We start from the raw sequence: 22,880 nt of genomic DNA, 5'->3' as shown, positions 1-22,880 counted from the left end.
CCGCGGACTACTTCTTGAAGGCGTCCTTGACGTCGTCGCCCGCCTGCTTGAGGTTGGCCTGCGACTGCTCGGCCTCGCCCTCGGCACGCATCTCCTCGTCGTCGGAGGCCTTGCCGACGGACTCCTTGACCTTGCCCGCCGCTTCCTCGGCCATGTGCTTGGCCTTGTGTCCCCTGCTCATGTCGGACCTCCTCGTCCTCGGAGGTCCGACGATACGGGCGCCGACGGACCGTCGCACCTGGACGGTCGCACCCTGACCGGGTCGCACCTCGGGCACAGGCCGCTCGACCAGTACCGTGGGCGCATGTTCGCCAGCCGTCGCCAGCAGCCGCCCTCGGTGCGCCAGGTCGTGCCCCTGACCCGTGGCGAGCGCCTGCTCGCGAGCGCCGAGACCTCCGACGGCGGCTGGGTGGTCGGCACGACCGCGGACCTCGTCGTCGTCGCGGCGGCGGACGACGGCCCCGCCGTGTCGCTGCGCCGCCCCTGGTGCGACGTCGACCGGGCGGCCTTCGACCCCGAGCGGTCGATCCTCACCGTCGAGTGGGTCGACGCGGCACCGGACCTCCGCCCGATGCTCTCCGACGCGGCCGGCTCGAACCTGCCCGCCGTCGTGCGCGAGCGGGTCCTGTGGTCCGTGGTGCTGGCCGAGACCGTCGACGTCCCCGGCGGCACGGTGCGCGTCGCGGTACGCCGCCGTCTCGACGGCACCCTGTTCTCCCAGGCGGTGGCGGGCGACGGTGTCGACCTGTCCCGCGCCGACGTGGCGAACGTGGTGGACGCCACGGAATCGAGGGTCCGAGGGGCGTGCGGACTACCCGGGTAGACCTGGTAAGGTTCTTCACGGTTCGGCGCTCCGGAGGAGCCTCGGGCCCTCGATCCCGCGTAGCTCAGCTGGCAGAGCATCCGACTGTTAATCGGACGGTCACTGGTTCAAGTCCAGTCGCGGGAGCACCTTCTGACCTGCGGCTTCATCCTCCGGGATGGGGCCGCAGAGTCGTTCCTAGGGTCGGATGCTAGGGATTTGCTAGGGACGACCCTCAGAGCCAGTCGGGATGAGTGCTGCCGCAGCCTCTGCGGCGGACGCCCCGACTCCCCCGAGCAGGTGTGAGTACGTGTCGCTGGTGACGGCCACGTTGGAGTGGCCGAGCCGCTTGGACACCACGGCCATCGGCACCCCGGCGGCGAGCATGAGTGACGCCTGAAGGTGGCGCAGGTCGTGGAAGCGGACCCGACGCAGCGGCTCGCCGTCGACACTCACGCGGGCGATCAGACGCGTGAACGTCTTGGCCAGGTGGTCGGGCCGGTACATCGCGCCATCCTCGCGAGCGAACACCAGGCCGTTGTCCTCATAGGCGGGGCCGAACTTCAGGCGCTCGCGAGCCTGGGCGGCGCGGTGCTCACGCAGCACGCTCACGGTCTGCTGGTCCAGGTCGACGACGCGGTCTGTCCCTGCCGCCGTCTTGGGCGCCGTGATGCTGATGGTGTCGCCCACCTGGGTTGCCTGACGGCGCACGACGAGAACGGCCCGGTCCAGGTCGACGTCGTCCCACTGCAACGCCGCCAGTTCGCCGCGCCGCAGGCCGCCCATCGCCGCGAGGATGAACACGGGCCGCAGCCGGTGCGAACGGACGACGTCAGAGCCGATGAAGGCGGCGTACTCGGCAGGCTCCCACGGCGTGACGCGGGGACGACGGTGCGCCGGAAGTTCGACGTGAGCGGTCACGTCATGCTTCATCTCTCCACGCTTGACCGCCGAACGGAACGCCGAGCGCAGGGTGGCGTGGATGCGGCGGATCGTGGACGGGGTGACGTCTGGGCGCTCGCGGCGGATCGCCGAGTACATGCGGTCAAGGTGCCCAGGAGTCATGTCGACGAGCCGCACGTTGCCGATGTGTGGTGCGACGAATTTGCCGATCACGTCGCGGTAGCCGCGCACCGTGGACGGACGCACGGAGCCTGCCGCTTCCTTGCCGTCGATCCACCGGTTCAGGTAGTCGGTGACGGTGATCTTGCGGTCGACGTCGACCCGTCCGGCTCGGTGCTCGACCAGGGCTTCCTCGCGGGCGCGCTTGGCTTCCGTCTTGGAGGCGAACCCGGACTTGGTGAACTGGCGACGCTTGCCGCCGGCTGCTGCGGGCGTTTCGATCAGGTACGACCACGGGCAGTCGCACCGAGTCTTGGTGCGGTCGCAGGTCTTGCGGTGGCGCTGATAGACGCCTGAGGTCTTGGCCATCCTCGGTGTTCCTCCCGGTGTTGAGGCTAGTTCGACTTCTTCGGCGGGCGTCCAGGCTTCATCTTGGGCACGTCGTAGCCCGCCTGCCGCGCCTCCCGTAGCCAGACGTCCATGCGCTCAGGAGAACGCTGGTATCGATCGCTGAGGTAGTGACGCGGGGTCTGCCCCCAAGCGACGGCCTCGCGCGCCAGGGCAGCGACAGTGGCATGACCCGGTCGCTCTGGAGACTTCGGACTCGTGGCGGACCCCAGAGGGACCCCGTCGTTGGTCGCCTGCTGGATTGCTGCGCGACGGAGATAGTCCAGGTCCAGGCCGTCCGTCGAGAGGTCTGCGCCCTCGTGAGGGATGAGGGTGAGGCTGCGGATGCCTCCGTCGCTGTCCACGCCTACTTCGTAGGTCACGCGTGTCGCATCGTCGATCACCCGAGCACCGCTGTAGACCCTGGGCGGCTTCGAGCCGGTCGGGACCGTGAACCCGCTCGGGGTGGCACTCGCAGGCTTGCGCTCGGATCGGGCGATCTTGACGTCTTCGGGCAGGCGCGCCCGCCGCACGAGATCGTTCGTTTCGTCGTCCATGTCGACCGAGGCCCTGAACGGCTCACTGGCCTTGTAGGCGATGACGTAAGGCGCCGACGACAGGAAGGCGGTGTAGGGCTCCACGCGCACCCCAGGCTTCTCGTCTTGCTGCATGACAACAAAATACTTTATTGCGCAGCGGGTGGCCAGGTCTGAGAGTTGGGGCCATGAAGACCTCACGACAGATACCCCGGGCCGAAACGGTCCGCGACCTGCCCGCGACAGTCCCCGCCATCGTTGCGGGCCGCTACTTCGGCATCGGCAAGGAAGGCACGTACCGCCTGATCCAGGCCAACGACTTCCCGGTCCCCGTACTGCGCATCGGCGCGCGCTACGTCGTCACCCAGGCGGCGCTCGCGGACGCCCTGGGCGTCAGCCTCGATGTCGAAGGGAGCATGAAGGGAGCGAAGGAAGCAGGCCCCGGAGAGCCGCGCGCTTCGCGATCTTCGGCGCACCCTTCGCAGGCTCCCACCGACTCCAGCGAGGCGTTGTGAGCGGGAACGACCCCCTCAGCGCAACGGTCCTGGCAGACACCGCTGAGGGGGCCACGCCGTCACCGTACGACCGGGCCGACTGGCTGACTGTTCTGGACTGGCTGCTCGCCATCGAACGTCGCTTGGACGCCCTGGGGCCGGAGGTCCGCCACCGCCACTCCCCCGGACACGTCCCCGGCATGCACGAGGTCCGCCGCGACGAGGACGGACGGCTGATCCCGAACACCCGGGAGGGGTGGTGAACGTGGGCGACCACGACTGGTACCAGGCGGGACTTGCTCACGGCATCGAGTTGGGGCGTCGACAGGTCGAAGACGAACAGGCCGTGATCTGGGCTGTGTGCGCACAGACCGCCCGCACTCACGCCGAACGGCCCTCGTACGCCCAGCGCTGCGACATGGCAGGCGAGCACGATCGCGCCGAGCGCGCCCGTCGCCGCCTGGCCGAGAACGGAGTCACGTCGTGACCTATGACCCCACCATCGAAGACCCCTACGACCCGTGCATCACCTCCCAGGCGCTCGCGGCTGCGGGGGTGCCGACCGACACCGACCCCCTGGCACCCATCGTGCGCACCCTCGCCGACGTCAACGTTGAGCAGGTGTCCTGGCTTTGGCCGGGACGCCTGCCCGCCGGGAAGTTGGTCCTCATCGACGGCGACCCGTCCGCCGGAAAGTCGACGCTCACCCTCGATCTGGCCGCACGCGTCTCGACAGGCTCCACCTGGCCCGACGGAGCGAGGAACGACCGTCCTCGGGGCGTCCTGCTGCTCTCGGCAGAGGATGGGCTGGCCGACACCATCGCACCACGTCTGACCGCCGCCGGAGCCGACCGGTCCCGCGTCCACGCCCTGATCGACGTTCCCGTGATCGACGGCGACGATGTCCGACGCGTCCCGCCGTCCCTCCCTCGCGACATCGGACACATCGAACGCACCATCGAGTCTCACGACGTCGGTCTGGTCGTTGTCGACGTGCTGATGGCCTACCTCAACGGCGGCGTCGACTCCCACCGCGACCAGGACGTGCGCGGCGTGCTCCACCTGCTCGCCGCGATGGCCGAACGCACCGGAGCCTGCATTGTTCTGGTGCGCCACCTGAACAAGGGCGGCGCCAACAGCCCCCTCTACCGGGGCGGCGGGTCTATCGGCATCATCGGCGCCGCGCGCGCGGCCTACATCGTCGCCCGCGATCCCGAGGACCCCGACCGGCGGGTGTTCGCCGTCTCGAAACTCAACATCGCCGCCGAACCGCCGGCGCTGGCCTATCGACTCACTTCGCACGGCTCCCTGGGGTGCGCCCGGATCGAATGGGAGGACACCCCCCTGGACGTCACGGCGGCTGCTCTGCTCCAGATCCCGACTGACGACGACGGCGATGACCGGGACGCCTGCACCGCCTGGTTGACCGACTACCTGATGGACAACGGAGGCGAAGCCTCAGCATCCGACGTCTTCCGCACCGGTCGCGCGGTGGGCGGCTGGTCGCAGGACCAGTTGAAGCGCGCCAAGAAGCGCGCTGGCGCCCGGTCGGCCAAGTCCGGCATGAGTGGCGGTTGGGTCTGGCGACTCGACCCGCGCACCCACGAAGGGAGCACGAAGGGCGCGAAGGGAGCGGGCACCCAGCCGCCGCCCTCTTCGCACTCTTCACCGCCCCCTTCGCCAGTCTGCCGCTGCTGTGGCGAAGCACTCGACCCTGTCCTGATCGACCAGGGCTACACCGACCACGGCGACTGCACCGGGCACGCCGCACGACGGCCCTGAACGCCACGTGCCACCGCGGCCACGTCCGCCGCATCCACCACACCCGCACCGACCCAGGTCGCGGCCCCTGTCGCGCCCGCCCCTGCGACGACCACCGACCCAACGAAAGGAAGAACCCGTGACCACCCCCACCGGCTCCGACGCCCTCTGGGCGCTCGCAGACGTCTTGGGACAGCCGCCCATGCCGATCTGCAACGACAGCCCCGAAGCCCACTACTTGGACCGCTGGTGGTCCCTGACGCGCACGTTCGGATGCCCGCACGCCCAGCGTCTGCCGACCACCTGGACCGTCATCGCCCCGGACACCCGCATCTGGTGCTTGTCCTGCGCTCGCGGCCACATGAGCGCCGACAAGCCGGACCACTGCCTGGTCTGCGGCGACCCGATCACTCACCCGCACGAGTCGGTCCTGTCCTACATGGAGTCGGACGACGTCCGGTTCCTGATGCGCTGGTGCCCGACCTGCAACAACGAGATGGAGAGCCACTGATGAGCAACGCGAGCATGGCAACCCCGAATGGTCGGCGCGGCTCGACCCGCGTCCAGGCTTCGAACCACTGCCGCATCTGCGGCGTTCGTGTCGGCAACAACACTCAGGTCGGCGGCAAGCCCAACGACGGGGTCACCCGCGACGCTCAGGGATGGCCCGAGTGCAACAAGCACCAGCGCGACTATGTCTCCTGGCAGGGCATCTTCTCTGAACTCGGCTACGACCTGACCGCGCGCCAGGCAGAAATCGCCGCCCACGAGAATCCCGGAATCGCGTACGTCCACCAGGCCAACCGTGGCGACGACGACGCTTGGAGCCACCTGGACGACACCGACCGGGACCGCATCGCCGAGGGTGTCCAGCGCGCCATCCAGGCCACCAAGCCGGTCGGACTGCGCCGCTGCACCGACGGTCCCTGCGCCTGGTGCGGACGGGACATGTCCCTGCACTGGACCAGCTGGGGTCACCGCCGCCACGATGGCACCCCGGCCCCGCTCTGCACCGACTGCGACAAGATCGCCGACCGTCGCGGCCTGGAGATCGCGACCACCTGGGGCGACCAGCGCCGCATGCTCCTGGAGTCCGCCACCGGCTACGGCGGCACGTCCGCCGGAGCCATCGCCGACGCCATCCGCGCTCACGCCGAGATCGGCGGGGGTGACGGCAAGCCGTGGAGCCACCTGGACCGCCAGGCGCTGTCCGAAGCCCGCATGACCATCTGGGGCCAGTGGCCGCAGTACGCCCCCGACCAGTGGCAGGCGCGGATGGCCATCAAGTGCCACCGCCACCTGGAGAAGAAGCGCGCCAAGGCTCGCGCCGACCAGCACGCCAAGGACTACCCGACCCTCTGGAACCTCGGCTGATCGACCCACAGCGGGAAAGCCCACGCAGGGCACCCGGCGGGCGTCTCACTCGTCCATGGGGAACGCTTCCGGCTCTCGGTCACGCAGCGACGCCAGAGCCGCCTCATCAAGCCGGTACGACATGCGGAACCGCAACGGCGGGGTCCATCCCGCCCGGATCTCAGCGACGAGGCGCTCAGCCATCCGCTGCACCTCAGCACTCGACGGCTCGCGCATCACACGTCCTCCCCGGCCCGGATCGCCCGCACCTGATCCTCAGTGATCCCGTACCGCTCCATGTCCGCAGCCGTCAGAGCGCCACCCTGACGGATGAACTCCACCGGATCCCCGCCGTACATGGCCGCGTCGCCCATCGGCCCCACCCGGACCTCCTGCGGGGCGTCCAGACCATCCATCGCCGCCGCCCGCTGCGCGACCGCCACACCAGCCCGGATCGCCCCCGGCTTCTGCTGCGAAGCGTCCCGGACGACCTGGCGCCACAGCACTTCCATGCGCTCGCGCCACATCGCGCGCGTCATCTCCGCGTCCTGACGTGGCACCTGACCGAAGTAGTCCTTCACGGCCCGGTGTGCCGTGGCCCGGTCGTGGTAGCCGGTCACCTGCGCCACCTGGTCCCAGGTCGCCCCAGCCACGCGTGCCGTCCACGCCCGTTGGGCACGAACCTCTGCGCTGACCTTGCTGTTGAGCGCCTTCGTAGGCGCGTTGTTGGCATCGCCCATAGGCCGATCCTATGTTTCGTCCGAATCACGGCCCCCCGGAAACGCGGCAGGTCGACTCAACATGCCAGCGAACCATGCCACGACAGTCGCGCCCATTGTGGAACAGAAGCCGATCGCGACGAAACTTGCCGGGAAGCCACTGAGGCCGGCACCGGTGGCCGCGCCGTTGGTTGCGACCCAAACCGACCCGGCCGCGTAGGCAACGGTTGTTCCGATCGTGACTCGCGCGGACCATCGAGTCACAGGACTGGGAGCGTAGATGGCGTCTCTAGCCAGGACGGACCTGCCGCCAGTGAGCCACGCAGACGCGAAGAGGACAGGGATGAGGGTTGCGAGGACTCCGCAACCCTCCGGGGTGATCTCATGCCACATGTCGAGCCAATGTAGTTCGCACCGCCGACAAGGTGTCACCCTTCCAGCGCGACCTCTGACGTGCCGCCACGTCGGCCACTAGAGGGTGTCGGGGTCCTTGGGCGCATCGCTGTCAGGCATGACCGCGCGGTTGCCCATGTCGTCCAGCAGCCACCACAACCCGTCTGGATCAAGAACCATCGCACGCACCTCGTTGATTTCCTTCTCGCCATGCTCGTACGGCCAGATGAACTCTCTCTGTTCACCTGCGGCCAGGGGGCCTGTGCCGGACGGCGCTGCGGTCTGGTACGGATTTTCGTTTGGGCCAGGATTTTCCAGCCGGACCCGAATAGCGGTGAAATGCAGAGGCTCGTCTGAGTCGTTCCGCAGGACCCATGTTCGGTACCTACGCGGCGGGTCCGGCCGCTGAAACGTGATCTCCTGGTACGTAACCCTTCGAACTTGGTTCTCCTGGAGTCGCTTCTCAGCGGCCCGTCGCTGGCGGCGCTCGATGAACCAGAACACCGAGGGCACGACGACACCGAGCAGGCCCGCCCATTCTCCAACCGTTCCCCACTGAACCATGCGTCAAGCGCAGGCTCCGGGCCTACCTGTTGACACTCCGCGAGTGTGTCCGACGAAAATCTGCGAGCACGCTACGACGCTCGTGCCGAGACGAGGCGTCGGCAAGTTCGAACACCCAGGGCGCCACGAAGCGCCGCGCATACGAGACACGAAGGCGGAGGCCGACCGCGAGGATCGCCCCCCAACGCCACTTGGTCAGCCGCCGCCGCGAGACCTGTACACGACACGCAGCCAACTCAACCGCCGAGTAGTACCCGACCACGTACAGGAGCGGTATCAGCGCCACCGGGTACCAGAATGGAAGGGCCACCGCCTGAGCGAGCGCCAGCCACTCAACCTGATCAGCACCGCCGACCAGAGTCGTAGTCGTGTGCACTACTGAGGCGAGCGCGTAGATCAGAGCGATCCTGTTGAACAACTTGACCACGCGAGCGTCACCAAGCACGGCGGCCATCGACAGCATCGCCAGGATCGCTTGCCAGAAGATCTCCCAGCCGAGTGCAAACGACTCCAAATAGACGTACGCGGACAGAATCGCAGCGACGCCGAACGTCTTCTTCAGCACCGGTCGCACGATGTGGTCCCCCTTGTCACTGATGGAGGAACCGACGAGAGGGAGCCCCGTGAACACCACGACAAGTACGGTCGACGTGACCAGGTCCGGAGTCCAGACCCCGAGCCGGTAGGCACCCCACATGACAGCGGCGGCGTAGAGGAGATAAGCGACCCAGAGGCCGAGGAGGCGAGGATGGAAGGTCCCACGGACCACTCCGAGAAACGACTTCAGCAGGCCAAAACGCTTTTGACTGACAGCGACGGCAAGAACCACGAACGCCGCAACGACGATCAGGGACGCCAACTCTCTGTTGTCCATCAGGACCGCTCCACTCGTCTAGAGGTTCCTCGGAACCCTAGAGCAGGCGACCGACACGAACTGCTTGCGCCGACCCCTACCGCACTGCCGAAACGCGCCTGCGACTGGCGCCACCCGACCCACTCCCACAGGCGCGCCAGACAAAGCCAGACGAGCCTCACAAAGCCGCTCAGGACGCAGCGGGGATCGGCACGCATGCTTCCGGTACTAGGTGCCAGATGCCGTCGTCCGGGTCGAACCGAGGATCCAGGGACCTATCGAGACCCGATCTCCCACAGACCACAGTCATCCATACAGGGGGTCAGCAAGCGTCGCCCGGAGCGCACTACGAAACGGCGGGGGTGCCGGGGTGGGTGCTAGGGATCGTGCTAGGGAAACTTCCATCCCTAGCACGATCCTTGCCGACTCTTGCCGACTCCCGATGTCCCCCCAGGCCCACTGTTGCAGCGGTCCAGGACCCTTGACCGGACCATGCCGACCAAGCGACCTGCAACTGTTAATCGGACGGTCACTGGTTCAAGTCCAGTCGCGGGAGCCCCGCAGAAAGGCCCCTGACCTGCAGGTCAGGGGCCTTTCTCGTGCTCTGTGCGCCGGTCGGTCAGCCCGTGCGCTCGGCCTCGCGGGCCTGACGTGCGGCGTCGATCTCGGACGTCGCGCCGGCGGTGGACAGCTCTCCCCCGGCGGTCTCCAGGTGGGCCCGGACGAACCAGTGGAACTGCTCCAGCTCACGCAGGTTGCCGATCAGCAGGTCGTTGGTGACGTCGTCGAGCTCGGCCGTCGTCTCGGCAGCCTGACGGTGCGCGGCGATGACACCCTGGTAGACCTCGTCGAGCGCCCCGAGGTGCTCGATGGTCGTGGCCCGTCCCAGGTGGTAGTCCTCCCAGGTGCGGTGCGCCACCAGCGCGCCCGGTGTGCCCTGCGGGACCCCGCCCAGCGTCGCGATCCGTTCGGCCACGTCGTCCGCCATCAGCCGCACGGCGTCGACCTGCGGGTCGAGCATCTCGTGCACGGCGATGAAGTGGGGGCCGACGACGTTCCAGTGGACGTGCTTGAGCGTCAGGTGGAGGTCCGTCAACGAGTTGAGCCGGTCCTGCAGGATGTCAGCGACCCGGGCACCGTTCTCGGCGGTCATCGAGGGCACCGTGTAGGTGGGGTCGTGAGTACCGTCAGCCATCTGATCTCCTTCGCTCGGTCGTCCCCCCATGCTGGCCCCCCGACCCATCGACCGCGACCCGAGGACGACAGGCGTACGGTGAACGTATGAGCGAGGACGACCTGATCGCCGGCATCCCCCAGGAGGATCCTGCGGTGCGTGACGCGTTGGCCACCGCCGAGGAGTGGATCGGCGCGGAGATCCAGGGCGTCGCCGTCGGGGAGACGGCCCAGGGTGAACCGTGCGTCGTGGTCTACGCGCCGGACCCGGAGTCGCCGGCCGTGCGCGAGCTGCCCTCCTCGCTGAACGACATCCCCGTGCGCGTCGAGGCCGGCGGCCCCTTCCTCGCGGAGTAGCGAGTCCGGGACCGACGGCGCCGCGCGGCCTCCTCACGGCCAGATGCGCACACCCAGCAGGATCTGGACGTAGGCGATCGGGTTGATGATCGTCGCCGTGCTGGACCCGGCGAACAGCAGCCCCACGGGGTTGTTGTCCAGGTCGAGCACGAGCGATCCCGAGTCACCGCCGGCCGACATGTCCGAGGTGACGATCTGCTTGCCGAACTTCGCGACCTTGCCCCCGCCGTAGTTGACGTTCACGGTGGCGTTGAGCGCGGTGACCCGGCCGGTGGTGAAGTGCGTCGTGCGACCGGTCTTCTTCACCAGCATGCCGACCTCCGCCGCCTTGACGAGCGACCGCGGGTAGCCGGACCAGTAGATGTCCCGGTCGATGGTGTCGAACGGGATCTCCGCGATCGCCGCGTCGACGTAGTTGACGGTCCCGTCGAAGCGGATCGGCACGTAGCGCGCCAGCCGGCCGACCACGTCGGCCGGGTAGGTCCCGCCGTCGTACGCCCCCGGCTGGATGATCGGGTCGCCGATCCGGGCGTCGTTGGAGTTGGCGAGCACGTGGTTGTTGCTCAGCGCGTAGTAGCGCGGCGGCTTGCCGGGCACGGTGTTCCGCAGATCGTAGGCACCGGCACCGAGCGTGCCCGCCGTGACCTTCAGGTGCCCGATGCTGTAGCCGGGCCGCACCGGACGGACCCGCTTGGCCAGCTTCTGCACGCCCGCCTCCATGGCGGGTTCGGCGTCTCCCCCGGCGACGAGCGGGCCGACCTCGAGCACGTCGGTCGGCGCACCCCCGACGGTCTTCGGGACTCCCTTGCCGGACAGCATCTCGGCCGGCAGCTTCTGCTCGACCAGCACCATCACGCTCGGCTTGTCCGTCTGGGTCCCGCCGGTGATCTTGAAGCCGAGTCCCACCCCCACCACGTTCTCCGTGGCGAGCAGGTCGTCCTCGGCCGAGTCCCGCTTCGAGGCGATGCCGGAGAGCGCCTCCGGTACGTCCGGTTCGAGGTCGAACATCTCGTCGTTCATGATTCCCTCCCCGAGGAGCCCGGAACGCCGGCCCGGGTGGGCCGCGACGTCGCTCCGGCACCCCTAGCAGGAAGGAGCGGACCCCCGGGTGTCCCGATACCCGGGACGGGGGTGAATCAGACGCTCTCGCGCAGCTCGCGGCGTTCCTTCTCGATCGCGACGAGCTCCTCGAACGCGGCACGGTAGGCGTCGGGGTCCGCCGTGGCGTCGAGCCGCTGCACGCGGCTCTTGGCGTCCGCGATCCGCCGGGTCAGCCCCAGGTCGGCGACCTTGCGCACGACGTCGGCCACGAACGCGGCGATGGCGCTCTCGCGGTCCTCGGGCACGGGCGCGACCGCCAGCTCGGTCACCAGCGGCGACACCGCGTCGCCGGCTTCCTCCACGACGGTCTCGACCCACCGGTTCCCGCCCAGACCGGCGCCGGTACGCACTCCCCCGGCCGCGCGGATCGCGGCGTGCACCGCCCGCCACGCGGGGGTGGCGAAGGCGTCGGGGCCCAGGTCGTCGAACGTCACCGGCACGTGCTGCGGGTACTGCAGCACCACCACGAGGGCGAGCCGCTCGATGCGTGCCACCGGGTCGGCGGGGTCGGGGGCGCTGAGCACCGGGCCGGACACCACCGACTCGCCGTCCGCGGGGCCGAGTGCACGCTCGGGCCGTGCGGTCCGCTCCTCGCGCCGTCGGGCGGGGCCCGGAGTGCTGTGCGCCCGGCTGACCTCGCGGCGCACCTCGTCGGTGTCGATGCCGATCCACCGGGCGAGCAGACGCGCGTAGCCGAGCTGCATCGACCGGTCACGGATCCCCGCGACCACCGGTGCCGCGGCCCGCAACGCGTTGACGCGCCCTTCGACCGTGTCGAGGTCGAAACCGTCGAGCGTGGTGCGGATGACGAACTCGAACAGCGGGACGCGCTTGTCGACGAGGGTGCGCACCGCGTCGGGGCCGCGCTGCATGCGCAGGTCGCACGGGTCCAGGCCGGTCGGTTCGACGGCGACGAAGGTCTGGGCGTGGAAGCGCTGGTCCTCGCCGAACGCGCGCATCGCGGCCTTCTGACCGGCCGCGTCGCCGTCGAAGGTGAAGATGATCTCGCCGCCCAGCGACGCACCCGAGGCGAGCTGCAGACCGCCGCCGGCGGTGGTGTCGCCGAGCAGTCGTCGCACCACCTTGGCGTGGTCGGCGCCGAACGCGGTCCCGCAGGTCGCCACCGCGGTGTCCACCCCGGACAGGTGGGCGGCCATCACGTCGGTGTACCCCTCGACGATGACCACCCGCTTGTTCTGGGCGATGGCGCGTTTGGCCAGGTCGATGCCGTAGAGGACCTGCGCCTTCTTGTACAGGCTCGTCTCGGGGGTGTTGAGGTACTTGGGGCCGGGGTCGTCGTCGAACAGCTTGCGGGCCCCGAAGCCGATGACCGCACCGGTCACGTCCCGGATCGGCCAGACCAGTCGGCCGCGGAACCGGTCGTAGATGCCGCGCTGGCCCTGGCTGACCAGCCCCGAGGCGACGAGCTCGGCCTGGGTGAACCCGCGGCTCTGCAGGTGCCGCAGCAGGGCGTCCCACCCGGTCGGGGCGTAGCCCAGACCGAACGTCTCGGCGTCGGCCCGCTCGAAGCTGCGCTCGGCGAGGAACGCCCGTGCCGCCTGGGCACCGGGGGCGAAGAGCTGTTCGGCGTAGAACTGCGCCGCCACCCGGTGCGCCTCGAGCAGGCGCTGCCGGCGGCCCGGCTCCTCGCGGGGGCCCCGTTGCGCCGCCGCACCGGTGCGCGAGTCCTCGTAGTGCAGCTCGACGCCGACCTTGTCCGCCAGGTACTCGACGGCGTCGGTGAACCCCATCCCGTCGATCTTCTGCACGAACGAGATGACGTCGCCTCCCTCGCCGCACCCGAAGCAGTGCCAGCGGCCCACGCCCGGACGCACGTGGAAGGAGGGGGTGCGCTCGTCGTGGAAGGGGCACAACCCCTTCATCGAGCCGACGCCGGCGTTCTTGAGGGTGACGTGCTGGCCGACGATCTCGTCGATCCGTGCGCGGTCGCGGACGGCGTCCACGTCGTCTCGCTTGATCAGGCCTGCCACGGGCGCGAGTCTATGCCCCCGCGCCGCTCCCCGTTGTGGGCATGATTTCTGCAGCCTTCCCCCAGGTGGGACCTGCAGATTTCATGCCCACAACGGGGCGGACGGGGCGACGGGTGGCGGACGGTCAGTCGTCGCCGCGCACCAGGCGGCCGTGCATCTGGACCGCCGAGACGTCGGTGAGCGAGGCCACCTGGTCGACGACGACCCGCAGCCGGGCGTCGTCGTCGGGGGCGTCGCGCCAGTCCGCGGCGAAGTGCGGCTCGAGCGCCGTCGGGGCACGGTCACCGAGGACCTTGACCAGGTCGGCGACGATCTCGCGCTGCGCGGCGTACAGCGGTTCGGACTCCCGCGGCGCCATGACGTAGGTGACCGCGACGCCCTTGAGCGCGAGGATCTCGTCGGCCGTCTCCGGCGGGACGACGAGCTGGGCCGAGTACCGCGTCAGCGGCCCGTCCCCGTACTCCTCGCGAGTGGCCCGCTGGGCGGATCCGCTGAACCGCCCGATGAGCTGGCTGGTGGCATCCTTCAGCCGGGCGAGCGCTCCCCGCGACCCGTCGAAGTCGGTCACCAGGTAGCCGGTGTCCCGCAGCCGGCACAGCGCGGCGTCGAGGGCGTCGGCGTCGTGCCACGTGCCGTACCAGGACCGCACGTGCTCGACGATGCGCGCCCGCTCGGACTCGTCGTCGAGCAGGCGCAGGTCGAGGCGGCTGCCGACGACGGCGTCCTCGACGTCGTGCACGGAGTAGCTGATGTCGTCGGCGAGGTCCATGACCTGCGCCTCCATGCAGCGCACCATCGACCGCGGCGCGCCCTGACGGAGCCAGTCGAACACCGGGGCGTCGTCGGGGTAGACGCCGAACTTGCCGGTCGTCGACCCGTCGGGGCGCGGCGGCCCCTCGTGCAGCCGCCACGGGTACTTCACCGAGGCGTCCAGCGAGGCTCGGGTCAGGTTGAGGCCGCGCGGTGCGCCGTCGTCGTCGAGGATCTTGGGCTCGAGCCGGGTGAGCAGCCGCAGGGTCTGGGCGTTGCCCTCGAAACCGCCGATGTCGGCGGCGAGCTCGGCCAGCACGCGTTCGCCGTTGTGCCCGAACGGCGGGTGCCCCAGGTCGTGGGTGAGGCACGCGGTGTCGACGAGGTCGGGGTCGCAGCCCAGCGCACGGCCCATCTCGCGGCCGACCTGCGCCACCTCCAGGGAGTGCGTCAGCCGGGTGCGCACGAAGTCGTCGCTGCCCGGGGTGAGCACCTGGGTCTTGGCACCCAGGCGACGCAGACCCGAGGAGTGCACCACCCGGGCCCGGTCACGCTCGAACGGCGTGCGGTCCTTGGACTTGGGCGGCTCGGCGGCCCAGCGCTCGGTATCGGCGTCCGTGTACGACGCCGGCCCCTCCTCGCCGGGGGCAGGACGCGGCCCGGTGCCGACCACGTCCGGGTCGAAGGCCTCCTGCGAGAACGTCTGCACGAGGGGAAGCCTACCGAGCGCCGCCCACGGGCTCGACGGCGTGCCGGCTGCGGTGGACGGCGGTGCGCAGCTCGCGCTCCCACGGCCCGTACTGCGGCATGTCCAGGTCGCGGGCGACGGCGAGCTCCGACTCGACGTCGTACGGCAGGCGGACGACCTGCAGGCCGAACGGCGCGGGGTCCGGTCCGGGGACTCCCGCGAGGACGACGTAGGCCGCGGACGGCTCGTCGAGGGCGTTGCCGACGCTGCCGGCGTTGAACAGGGTGCGGCCGCGCCGGGTGCGCTGATAGGCGGCGTGGACGTCGCCGTATCCGACCAGGTCGGGCTCCGGCCCCGGACCCGTCAGGTCCGTGGCGGCGAACATGCCGGCGAACTCCTCACGGGTGTGGTCGACGTGCACGCGCGTGTGCACGCTCGCCGCCGAGGCGTGGAAGAGACGGATCCGCCGTCCGGAGAGCAGCAGGTCGTGGCAGAGAGGTCTGCGGCGGATCAGCTCGCGCTGGTCGGGCCGCAGCTCGTCACGCCACCACACCATCTCCAGCGGGCCGTCGTCGGAGATGTCGGGCAGGAACTCGTCCCAGTTCCCGCGGACGTTCACCTCGCAGACCTGCTCGGTCCGGTCCACGACGGCGCTGCCGCGCGGGCCCTTGCCCACGTCGTCCCCGAGGTTGAGGATCCGGGTGATCCCGCGGGCGGAGATGTCCGCGAGGACGGTCTCGAGCGCCGTGAGGTTGCCGTGGACGTCGGAGAGGATCGCGATCTGCTCGGTGGCCACGCCCCGAGCCTCCCACAGGGTGCGGGCCGTCACGCTTGACCTTTCCCCTGGGTCAAGGAGTCTTCTGGTGCCGGCCCGTTCGAGACTCGCACGGCGACCAGGAGGAACGACGATGACGACATGCACGATCGAGCAGTGGTCCGAGCGCCACTGGGTCGGTATCCCCGTGACGGCCGAGCTCTCGCGGTGGGACCGCGTCAACGCTCTCGTGCCGCACGTCTTCGCCGCCCTGGCGGCGGCGGGCCACGAGCCGCTGGGAGGGCCGATCTACCAGTACCACCGGTTGCGGACGGTGGCCGACCCGATGGACGTCACCGTGTCCGTCCCGGTCGCGGCCCCCGTGCAGCTCGGTACGGGTTTCGACACCGGGACGCTCCCGGCGGGCCACTACCTCGTGGCTCGGCCGCACGGCGGACCGGACGCGCTGGCCCAGACCCACCGGGACATGGGCGACTGGGCGAACCAGCAGGGTCTGGAGCTCGCCGTCGACGAGGAGGCCGACAGCATCCGGTGGCACGTCCGTACCGAGCAGTTCCTCACGGACCCGCAGACGGAGCCGGACCGGAGCAGGTGGGCGGTCGAGGTCGCATACTTGCTGAGGTGAGCGAGCACCGCACCCGGATGCCCATCGGCGAGTTCGGCCGCGTCACCTGGCTCTCGCCGCGGGCGTTGCGCCTCTACGAACGCCGGGGCCTCCTGGCGCCCGAGGTCGTCGACCAGTTCACGGGCTACCGCTACTACGGGATCGCCCAGGCCGACCGTGCCCGGCTCATCGCGTTGCTGCGCCGGGCGGGGATGCCTCTGGACCGGATCGGCGACGTCCTGGACGCCGACCCGCGCCGTCGCTCGGACCTCGTCGCCGCGTACCGGGAGGACACCGCCCGGCAGCACGCGCGGACCGCCGCGCTGCTCGACGACCTCGTCGACCACCTCGACGGCGACCGCTCGCACCCGACGCGGTCGCATCCCCCGGTGGAGAGACGTGACGTCCCGGCGCAGGTGTTCCTCTCCCGCACCGTGGCCACCACGGCCGCCGACCTTCCCCGGCACGTCGAGGTCGCTGCGACCGATCTGTCACGGCGGGCAGGCTCCTCCCGCGACGAGGACCGACCCCTCGTGGTCGTCTACCACGGCGAGGTGAGCTGGGAGTCCGACGGGCCGATCGACGTGCGCGTGCCCGTGCACCCCGACTCCGGCGTGGACGGCACCGAGGTCGAACCGGCCGGGTCGGAGTTGTTCGTCGCCGTACCGTACGGCGACGTCCAGTTCCCGACGATCCTCGGCGCCTTCGACGCCGTCCGGGCTGCCGCGACGGTCCAGGACCGCCGACCGCTCGGCCCGCCACGGGAGATCTACCGGCAGGGCGACCCGTTCCGCTGCGAGGTGGCTCAGCCGTATGCCGTGACCCGCGTGGGCGCCGCCGGTGGCTAGGCCCGTCCCGTGCGCTCCAGGACGCCGCGCAGGTAGGCGATCTGCGCCGCGTGCTCCAGGGAGTCGTTCGCGACGCTCACGAGCCGCGCTCCGCGGGTGACCGGCGGGTCCCAGGCGTCGTCGACCACCTCGTCGAGGTCGTCGTCGCTCAGGTGGTCCAGCACGTCCAGGGACTCCGCCGCCACCGCCTCGACGTAGCCGAGCAGCAGGTCGGCCGGTGCACGGACCCTCGCGACGTCGTCGGCGGTGTGCCCGTAGCCGGTGTCGTGCAGCCCGAACGGGAGGTCGAACCGGTCCGCCCAGCCGCGGGCGTACACCTGGTCGCGGCCGACGGCGTCGGCGACCTGGACGTCCTGGTCGCGGCCGATGTGCCAGGTCAGCCAGGCGACGGTGTTCGCCGCCGGGTCGAGCCGCTCGACGAGCGCGGCCTCCGGCAGCCCCGCGACGGCACGCCGCACCGTCGGGAAGATCCGGGAGTACAGGTCCTGCAGCACCGCGATGCCGTGCATGATTCCTCCGTCGGGTCGGGGTCGGTGGTCCCGCAGCCCACCGTGCCGTGGACCGCCGGCCGGCGCGACCGGGCTCCGTGGACGCTCTGGCGGCCGCGGCAGCCCTGGCGGACCTCCGGGTCAGGCATCGGCCACCCGATGCCTGACCGACGACGCCGTCACGCAGCGGTGGACAGGCGGAACACGCCCACGCCCGGCCCCGCGCCGTCGACCGTCAGCCCGTCCGGCCCGACGTCGAGACCCACGTCGCCGTACAGTCGCTCCCGCTGCGCACCCGGGTCCAGCAGGTGGCCCGGCAGCACCGTCCCGGCCCAGGGTCCACGGGCGAGCACGACGAGCACCCGCTCGGACGGCGTCTCCCGCAGGAACACGACGGCGTCGTCCTCGACCACCGCCCAGCGCAGCCCGCCGTCGCGCAGGGCGGCCGACCCGCGCCGCATCGCCGAGAGCCGCTGGTAGCGCTCGAGGATCTCCGCGTCCCAGCGCGGCCCTCCCCCGCGAGCCTCCTCGTCCCACGCCATGGTCGTGCGGGCGTGCTCGCCGTTGTCCCCGGTGGCGCCGATCTCGTCCCCGGCGAAGACGACGGGCGTGCCCGGGTAGGTGAACAGCAGGGCGGCCGCGACCTCGGCCGCGGCGTCGGAGTCGACGGTGGTGCGCAGCCGCGGTGTGTCGTGGGAGCCGAGCATGTTCCACTGCCGGGCGGTGACGGACCACGGCACGGCGGAGTCGAACTCGCGCATCGCGGCCACCATGGCACCGCCGGGGCGGCGGGCGCCCGCCACGGGCAGACCGTGCGCGGCGGCCGGGGACCCCTCGGCGGCCAGCCAGGACCACGCGGGTCGGGTGAACCCCGTGTAGTTCATGTTGGCGTGCCAGCCGCCGGCGCGCAGGTCCTCGATCGCGTCGTGGAAGTGCTCGGCGATGAGGGCGCCGTCGGGGCGCTCCCGCTCGATGGCGGCACGCAGCTCGCGCGCGACCGCGTGGGTGCGGTCCTGGTCGGCCCACCGACCGGTCATGTTGGCGACGTCGACCCGCCAGCCGTCGAGCTCGAAGGGCGGGCGCAGGTACCGACCGATCGGGGCGTCGGGGTCGGTGACCATGCGGCGCCAGGTCTCGGGCGCGCCCCAGTCGAGCTTGGGCAGGGAGCCGAACCCGAGCCAGCTCGCGTAGTGCTCCCCCGAGGCGGTGGTCGACACGTCCGTGGTGTCGCCGGACGGGTCCGCCCACACGTACATGGCGTGCTCGGGCGAGTCCGGGTCGGCGAGCGCGGTGGCGAACCACTCGTGGCCCTCGCCGGTGTGGTTGGTCGTGATGTCGCCCATGAGCCGCATGCCGCGGGCGTGCACGGCCTCGGCGAGCCGCGCGTAGGCCTCGTCGCCACCGAGCAGGGGGTCCACCTCGTGGAACGTCGAGGCGTCGTAGCGGTGGTTGGACCGGCCCGGGAACACCGGGGTGAGGTAGACGGTGCCGACGCCGAGCGCGGCGAGGTGGTCGAGATGCTCGACGATGCCGTCGATGTCGCCGCCGTAGTACTGGGTGCCGGCCAGCACGCCGGTGCCGGCGGGTTCGTCCTCCCACTGCGCCGCCACGGCCCAGTCCGGGACCGGGCGGGCGTCGGCGGCCGCCGAGCGGGCGAACCGGTCGGGGAAGATCTGGTAGACGAGTCCCTCGCCCATCCACGCGGGGCCCGGGGCGTGCGTCGTGAGCCGGAAGTCCCCGGCGTCCGAGACGTCGCGGTCGTGCACTCCCCGGCCGTTCAGCCACCGGTAGCCGCCGGGTCCGTCCAGCAGGAACCGGTACGGCGTGACGGGGTTGTGCACCACGACGTCCGCGGTGAACCACCGGTCGGCGTCCGTGCCGGCGTCGGGCGTCGCCTCGGTGAGCCGCGGCTCGCCGTCGCGCACGCTGCGGACCCACACCCGCTCGACGCCGGAGTCGCGGGGCACGCGGACCCGGACCAGCACCGAGTCACCGAGCCGCGGGGTGCCCGGGGGCACGTGGACGGCGGACCCGTCGTGGTGGGGCAGGTCGAGCAGGTGGGGTGCAGGGTGCATGCGGTCCTCTCGGTCGGTGGCGGCCACCACCGACCGAGGTCCGGTCAGCGGCGGCGGCCGATCGCCCACCCGGTGGCGAGCGCGATCACGATCCCGACGATCTGTCCGCCGAGGATCACCTTGTTCAGGTCGAGCACGGGCTGCCAGCGCGTGCCCGCGGCGCCGACGACGTAGACGCCGAGCGGCGTGACCCGCAGCCCGTAGCCGCCGCCCCCGCCGCCGCCCTCGCCGGACGCCTCGCCGTGCGCCCCGTCGGGGGCGTCGCTCGCGCCGTCCGTCGCGTGGGAGGCGGGGCCCGCCCCGCCGCCGGACCCCGTGCCGACACCACCCCGTACCCGGGCGACCGGGATGACGAGCTGGCCGTCGTGCTCGTACGCCTCGCCGAACGCGCGGCGCACGGTGAACGACTGGTCGGCGGCGTCGGTGAGACGCGCCAGGTCCGGGCCGAAGCTGCGCTTCTCGCTCATGCACCCAGGCTAGGACCGGGACCGGAGCCCCGCCACGGGCACGCGACCGACGCCGTCAGCCCTTGACGGAGCCGGCCGTCAGGCCGCCGACGATGTACTTCTGCAGGAACAGGAACAGCGCGAGGATCGGGATCGTGGAGATCACCGCGCCCGCGGCGAAGAGCCCCCAGTTGGCCTCGAGGAGGCTGGAGACCCACGAGTAGAGACCGACCGCGAGCGTCCAGTTGGACTCCGACTGCAGCAGCACGCGGGCGATGACGAACTCGCCGAAGGTGGCGATGATCGACAGCAGCGCCACGACCGCCAGGATCGGGGTCACCAGGCGCAGGATGATCGTCCAGTACGTCTGGGCGTGCGTGGCGCCGTCGATCTTGGCCGCCTCGTCCAGCTCGCGCGGGACCGTGTTGAAGAACCCGTACATGAGGAACGTGTTCACGCCGAGCGCGCCGCCGAGGTACACGCAGATGAGCGCGACCCGGGAGTTCAGGCCGAGCGCCGGAACCACCTCGCCGAGGCTGATGAGGAGCAGGAAGATCGCGACGAATGCGAGCATCTGCGGGAACATCTGGAGGATCAGCAGCGTCGTCAGGCCCACGCGGCGCCCCGTGAAGCGGAACCGGCTGAAGGCGTACGCCGCGGCGGCGCCCATGAGCACCGTACCGATCGAGGTCGCCACGGCGATCAGCACCGAGTTGGCGAACCACGACCAGTACACCGTGTCGGCCAGCCGGGCGTAGTTCTCCGTGCTGAACGTGTCGAAGAGCTGGTTGGACCCGGTCAGGGTGCCGCCCTCGGCCACGGAGGCGGACAGGACGTACACGATCGGGAACGCGGCGTAGACGACGAACACGACGCCGACGACGTGCCGCCAGCCGAGCTCGGAGAACCAGCGCCCGGCCGTCCTGCGACGGGTCGGCGTCGACGGGGTGCGCACCGCGGGGGCGGTCGAGGTGGCAGTCATGTCAGTTGATCTCCTCGAGCGAGCGGGTCCGCTTGAAGGCGATGGCCGAGATCGTCGCGATGATCACGAAGATGACGATGGACAGCGCGCTGGCCAGGCCGAAGTCCTTCGGGGCGTTCCCGTCCAGACCGGCCACGGAGTAGACCATCGTGATCATGATGTCGGTGTGACCCAACGGCACGGAGGCGTCCTCGAACCGTGGACCGCCTCCGGTGAGCATGTACACCAGGGCGAAGTTGTTGAAGTTGAACGCGAAGCTCGAGATGAGCAGCGGGGTCGTGGAGACGAGCAGCAGGGGCATGACGACCGAGCGCCAGGTGCGCAGGCGGCCGGCGCCGTCGATCTTCGCGGCCTCGAGCACGTCGGTGGGCAGGGACTGCAGCGCACCGGTGCAGATGAGGAACATGTACGGGAACCCGAGCCACAGGTTGACCCCGATGATCGACAGCTTGGCCAGCCACGGGTCGGTCAGCCACGGGATGGCCGCGCCCCCGAGCAGCACCTGGTTGACGAACCCGAAGCTGCGGTTGAGCAGACCGGACCACAGCAGCGGGGCGACGAACCCGGGGATCGCGTACGGCAGGATCAGCAGCGTCCGGTAGATCTTGCGCCCGCGCATCGGGGTGTTGAACACCGACGCCAGGAACATCCCGAGCAGGAACGTCGTGGCCACCGAGGCGAAGGCGAAGACGAAGGTCCACACGACGATCTGGAAGAACGGCCCGGAGTACCGCGAGTCCGAGAACGCCGTGGTGAAGTTGTCGAACCCGACGAACACCCGCCAGCCGACGTTCAGCGTGGAGCCGTCCGCGGCCTCGAACTGCCCCTCGTCGTTGGGTGTGTAGACCGTCCCGGTCGCGGTGTCCGTCATCGTGTCCGCGGCCTCGTCGTAGACGAGCGTGGACTCGTAGACGTACCCGGTGCGGGCGTCCTGGGTGCGCACGGACCCGGCGGCCGGGTCGTCGGAGACGGGCACCCGCAGGTCGGTGACCTCGCCCTGGCGGGCCAGCACCTCGGCGCGGTCGAGGACCTCCCAGCCGTCGACGGCGGTGACCCGCCCCTCGGTGACGGTGGCGTCCGCCGCTTCCAACGGCTCCTCGGCGCTGCCGACCGCCGTCGTGCCGTCGGGCTGGACGACGGCGAACCCGAGCTCGTCGCCGTCGGCCACCACGGTCAGCGGGACGGCGGGCGAACCCTCGACACGGCGCTCGTTCTGCACGAGCAGCGCCGCGACGGCGTCCTCCTTGGTGGAGTTGTGACCGTCGCCGTAGTTGGTGAAGGCCACCCACCCGGTGTAGCCGATGGTGAAGATCTGGAAGGTGAACAGGAAGATCAGACCGGGCAGCACGTACTTCAGCGGGACGACGCGCCGCGAGAAGTAGACCCAGTTCGCCACGACCAGCATGGCGACCATGGCGCCGAGGATGAACCACGACTCGGCCAGGTAGGCCGACCAGACGACGTAGACGCCGAACGCGTCGACGACGGCCATGAGGGCGAGCTTGGCGAGGAAGCCGGCGCCGTAGCGTCCGGCCGGCGACTCGTCGCGGCGTCCGAGCCGGAAGCGGCGCGAGGGGCGGCCGGGGGGTGCGGGAGCGTCGTCCGAGGCCTCGCGCGAGGCGGTGCGGGACTGCTGCAGGTCGGTCATCGAAGAGCCTTCCGGGATCGCGCGACGGGC

Annotated in this window: 27 protein-coding genes and 1 tRNA gene; 11 read left to right on the top strand and 17 right to left on the bottom strand. The window is 70.5% G+C overall.

The window, feature by feature from the left end; all coding sequences use genetic code 11:
• Positions 1–7: 7 nt before the first annotated feature.
• Positions 8–181, bottom strand: a complete 174-nt coding sequence (locus HLI28_RS13070; protein ID WP_171248003.1) for a CsbD family protein — start codon at positions 179–181, stop codon at positions 8–10.
• 123 nt (positions 182–304) lie between these two features.
• Between HLI28_RS13070 and HLI28_RS13065 the strand changes: the two genes are divergently transcribed.
• Both HLI28_RS13065 and HLI28_RS13060 read left to right on the top strand, forming a co-directional pair.
• A complete protein-coding gene (locus HLI28_RS13065) occupies positions 305–823 on the top strand; it encodes a hypothetical protein (RefSeq protein WP_171248002.1) in 519 nt (172 codons plus the stop codon).
• A gap of 53 nt (positions 824–876) precedes the next feature.
• A tRNA-Asn gene (locus HLI28_RS13060) sits at positions 877–949 on the top strand.
• A gap of 75 nt (positions 950–1,024) precedes the next feature.
• Here HLI28_RS13060 and HLI28_RS13055 read toward each other — a convergent pair.
• Positions 1,025–2,233: a tyrosine-type recombinase/integrase gene (locus HLI28_RS13055; protein WP_171248001.1), complete on the bottom strand. Its 1,209-nt coding sequence runs from the start codon at positions 2,231–2,233 to the stop codon at positions 1,025–1,027.
• 26 nt (positions 2,234–2,259) lie between these two features.
• Positions 2,260–2,922 (bottom strand): hypothetical protein, encoded by a 663-nt coding sequence (locus HLI28_RS13050; protein ID WP_171248000.1) that lies wholly within the window; start codon positions 2,920–2,922, stop codon positions 2,260–2,262.
• Positions 2,923–2,975: 53 nt separating this feature from the next.
• Between HLI28_RS13050 and HLI28_RS13045 the strand changes: the two genes are divergently transcribed.
• The 6 genes from HLI28_RS13045 (at position 2,976) to HLI28_RS13020 (ending at position 6,416) form a co-directional block, all read left to right on the top strand.
• The gene (locus tag HLI28_RS13045) at positions 2,976–3,302 is read left to right on the top strand and encodes a hypothetical protein (protein WP_171247888.1); all 327 of its coding nucleotides are present in this window, start codon (positions 2,976–2,978) and stop codon (positions 3,300–3,302) included.
• Entirely contained in the window at positions 3,299–3,544 is a 246-nt protein-coding gene (locus tag HLI28_RS13040) for an ATP-grasp domain-containing protein (protein WP_171247999.1), read from the top strand. Before HLI28_RS13045 ends, HLI28_RS13040 begins: the two co-directional genes overlap by 4 nt.
• Before the next feature lie 2 nt (positions 3,545–3,546).
• Positions 3,547–3,768: a hypothetical protein gene (locus HLI28_RS13035; RefSeq protein WP_171247998.1), complete on the top strand. Its 222-nt coding sequence runs from the start codon at positions 3,547–3,549 to the stop codon at positions 3,766–3,768.
• Positions 3,765–5,063 carry an AAA family ATPase gene (locus HLI28_RS13030; protein ID WP_171247997.1) on the top strand — a complete coding sequence of 433 codons (1,299 nt, stop codon included), beginning with the start codon at positions 3,765–3,767 and terminating at the stop codon, positions 5,061–5,063. The genes HLI28_RS13035 and HLI28_RS13030 overlap by 4 nt, the downstream gene beginning before the upstream one ends.
• 118 nt (positions 5,064–5,181) lie before the next feature.
• The gene (locus tag HLI28_RS13025; RefSeq protein WP_171247996.1) at positions 5,182–5,553 is read left to right on the top strand and encodes a hypothetical protein; all 372 of its coding nucleotides are present in this window, start codon (positions 5,182–5,184) and stop codon (positions 5,551–5,553) included.
• Entirely contained in the window at positions 5,553–6,416 is an 864-nt protein-coding gene (locus HLI28_RS13020; RefSeq protein WP_171247995.1) for a hypothetical protein, read from the top strand. The genes HLI28_RS13025 and HLI28_RS13020 overlap by 1 nt, the downstream gene beginning before the upstream one ends.
• Before the next feature lie 45 nt (positions 6,417–6,461).
• Here HLI28_RS13020 and HLI28_RS13015 read toward each other — a convergent pair whose 3' ends face one another.
• From HLI28_RS13015 to HLI28_RS12995, 5 genes are all read right to left on the bottom strand, one after another.
• A complete protein-coding gene (locus tag HLI28_RS13015) occupies positions 6,462–6,599 on the bottom strand; it encodes a hypothetical protein (RefSeq protein WP_171247994.1) in 138 nt (45 codons plus the stop codon).
• Positions 6,600–6,631: 32 nt separating this feature from the next.
• On the bottom strand, positions 6,632–7,135 hold the full coding sequence (locus HLI28_RS13010; protein ID WP_171247993.1) for a hypothetical protein: 504 nt from the start codon (positions 7,133–7,135) through the stop codon (positions 6,632–6,634).
• A 450-nt stretch (positions 7,136–7,585) separates the two neighbouring features.
• The gene (locus HLI28_RS13005; protein WP_171247992.1) at positions 7,586–8,071 is read right to left on the bottom strand and encodes a hypothetical protein; all 486 of its coding nucleotides are present in this window, start codon (positions 8,069–8,071) and stop codon (positions 7,586–7,588) included.
• Positions 8,072–8,093: 22 nt separating this feature from the next.
• The gene (locus HLI28_RS13000; protein ID WP_171247991.1) at positions 8,094–8,945 is read right to left on the bottom strand and encodes a hypothetical protein; all 852 of its coding nucleotides are present in this window, start codon (positions 8,943–8,945) and stop codon (positions 8,094–8,096) included.
• A gap of 598 nt (positions 8,946–9,543) precedes the next feature.
• Positions 9,544–10,119 (bottom strand): Dps family protein, encoded by a 576-nt coding sequence (locus HLI28_RS12995; RefSeq protein WP_171247990.1) that lies wholly within the window; start codon positions 10,117–10,119, stop codon positions 9,544–9,546.
• Between the two features lie 86 nt (positions 10,120–10,205).
• Between HLI28_RS12995 and HLI28_RS12990 the strand changes: the two genes are divergently transcribed.
• Entirely contained in the window at positions 10,206–10,454 is a 249-nt protein-coding gene (locus tag HLI28_RS12990) for a hypothetical protein (RefSeq protein ID WP_171247989.1), read from the top strand.
• Between the two features lie 33 nt (positions 10,455–10,487).
• Here the strand turns inward: HLI28_RS12990 and HLI28_RS12985 are convergent, their stop codons facing one another.
• The 4 genes from HLI28_RS12985 to HLI28_RS12970 all read right to left on the bottom strand — a co-directional run bounded on the left by HLI28_RS12985 (position 10,488) and on the right by HLI28_RS12970 (position 15,813).
• Entirely contained in the window at positions 10,488–11,474 is a 987-nt protein-coding gene (locus HLI28_RS12985) for a S1 family peptidase (protein WP_216077729.1), read from the bottom strand.
• 116 nt (positions 11,475–11,590) lie between these two features.
• On the bottom strand, positions 11,591–13,546 hold the full coding sequence (dnaG, locus tag HLI28_RS12980; RefSeq protein ID WP_171247988.1) for a DNA primase: 1,956 nt from the start codon (positions 13,544–13,546) through the stop codon (positions 11,591–11,593).
• Between the two features lie 124 nt (positions 13,547–13,670).
• Positions 13,671–15,005, bottom strand: coding sequence for a deoxyguanosinetriphosphate triphosphohydrolase (locus HLI28_RS12975; RefSeq protein WP_171247987.1), 1,335 nt, complete (start codon positions 15,003–15,005; stop codon positions 13,671–13,673).
• A 10-nt stretch (positions 15,006–15,015) separates the two neighbouring features.
• Positions 15,016–15,813, bottom strand: a complete 798-nt coding sequence (locus tag HLI28_RS12970) for a metallophosphoesterase family protein (protein WP_343035831.1) — start codon at positions 15,811–15,813, stop codon at positions 15,016–15,018.
• A 79-nt stretch (positions 15,814–15,892) separates the two neighbouring features.
• Between HLI28_RS12970 and HLI28_RS12965 the strand changes: the two genes are divergently transcribed.
• Both HLI28_RS12965 and HLI28_RS12960 read left to right on the top strand, forming a co-directional pair.
• The gene (locus HLI28_RS12965) at positions 15,893–16,384 is read left to right on the top strand and encodes a GyrI-like domain-containing protein (RefSeq protein ID WP_171247986.1); all 492 of its coding nucleotides are present in this window, start codon (positions 15,893–15,895) and stop codon (positions 16,382–16,384) included.
• Entirely contained in the window at positions 16,381–17,211 is an 831-nt protein-coding gene (locus HLI28_RS12960; protein WP_171247985.1) for a MerR family transcriptional regulator, read from the top strand. The genes HLI28_RS12965 and HLI28_RS12960 overlap by 4 nt, the downstream gene beginning before the upstream one ends.
• Here the strand turns inward: HLI28_RS12960 and HLI28_RS12955 are convergent.
• The 5 genes from HLI28_RS12955 to HLI28_RS12935 all read right to left on the bottom strand — a co-directional run bounded on the left by HLI28_RS12955 (position 17,208) and on the right by HLI28_RS12935 (position 22,850).
• Positions 17,208–17,720, bottom strand: a complete 513-nt coding sequence (locus tag HLI28_RS12955; RefSeq protein WP_171247984.1) for a mycothiol transferase — start codon at positions 17,718–17,720, stop codon at positions 17,208–17,210. The two genes, HLI28_RS12960 and HLI28_RS12955, sit on opposite strands and share 4 nt — an antisense overlap.
• A gap of 158 nt (positions 17,721–17,878) precedes the next feature.
• Entirely contained in the window at positions 17,879–19,774 is a 1,896-nt protein-coding gene (locus HLI28_RS12950; RefSeq protein WP_171247983.1) for a glycoside hydrolase family 13 protein, read from the bottom strand.
• Between the two features lie 44 nt (positions 19,775–19,818).
• Positions 19,819–20,241 (bottom strand): spore germination protein GerW family protein, encoded by a 423-nt coding sequence (locus tag HLI28_RS12945; RefSeq protein ID WP_171247982.1) that lies wholly within the window; start codon positions 20,239–20,241, stop codon positions 19,819–19,821.
• 55 nt (positions 20,242–20,296) lie between these two features.
• Positions 20,297–21,202: a sugar ABC transporter permease gene (locus HLI28_RS12940; protein WP_171247981.1), complete on the bottom strand. Its 906-nt coding sequence runs from the start codon at positions 21,200–21,202 to the stop codon at positions 20,297–20,299.
• Between the two features lies 1 nt (position 21,203).
• The gene (locus tag HLI28_RS12935; protein WP_171247980.1) at positions 21,204–22,850 is read right to left on the bottom strand and encodes an ABC transporter permease subunit; all 1,647 of its coding nucleotides are present in this window, start codon (positions 22,848–22,850) and stop codon (positions 21,204–21,206) included.
• Between the last annotated feature and the right edge of the window lie 30 nt (positions 22,851–22,880).

The organism is Isoptericola sediminis (assembly GCF_013085345.1).
Taxonomy (GTDB): domain Bacteria; phylum Actinomycetota; class Actinomycetes; order Actinomycetales; family Cellulomonadaceae; genus Isoptericola; species Isoptericola sediminis.
The sequence above is the reverse complement of the archived record's forward strand: the minus strand, read 5'-3'. Positions and strand labels throughout refer to the sequence as shown.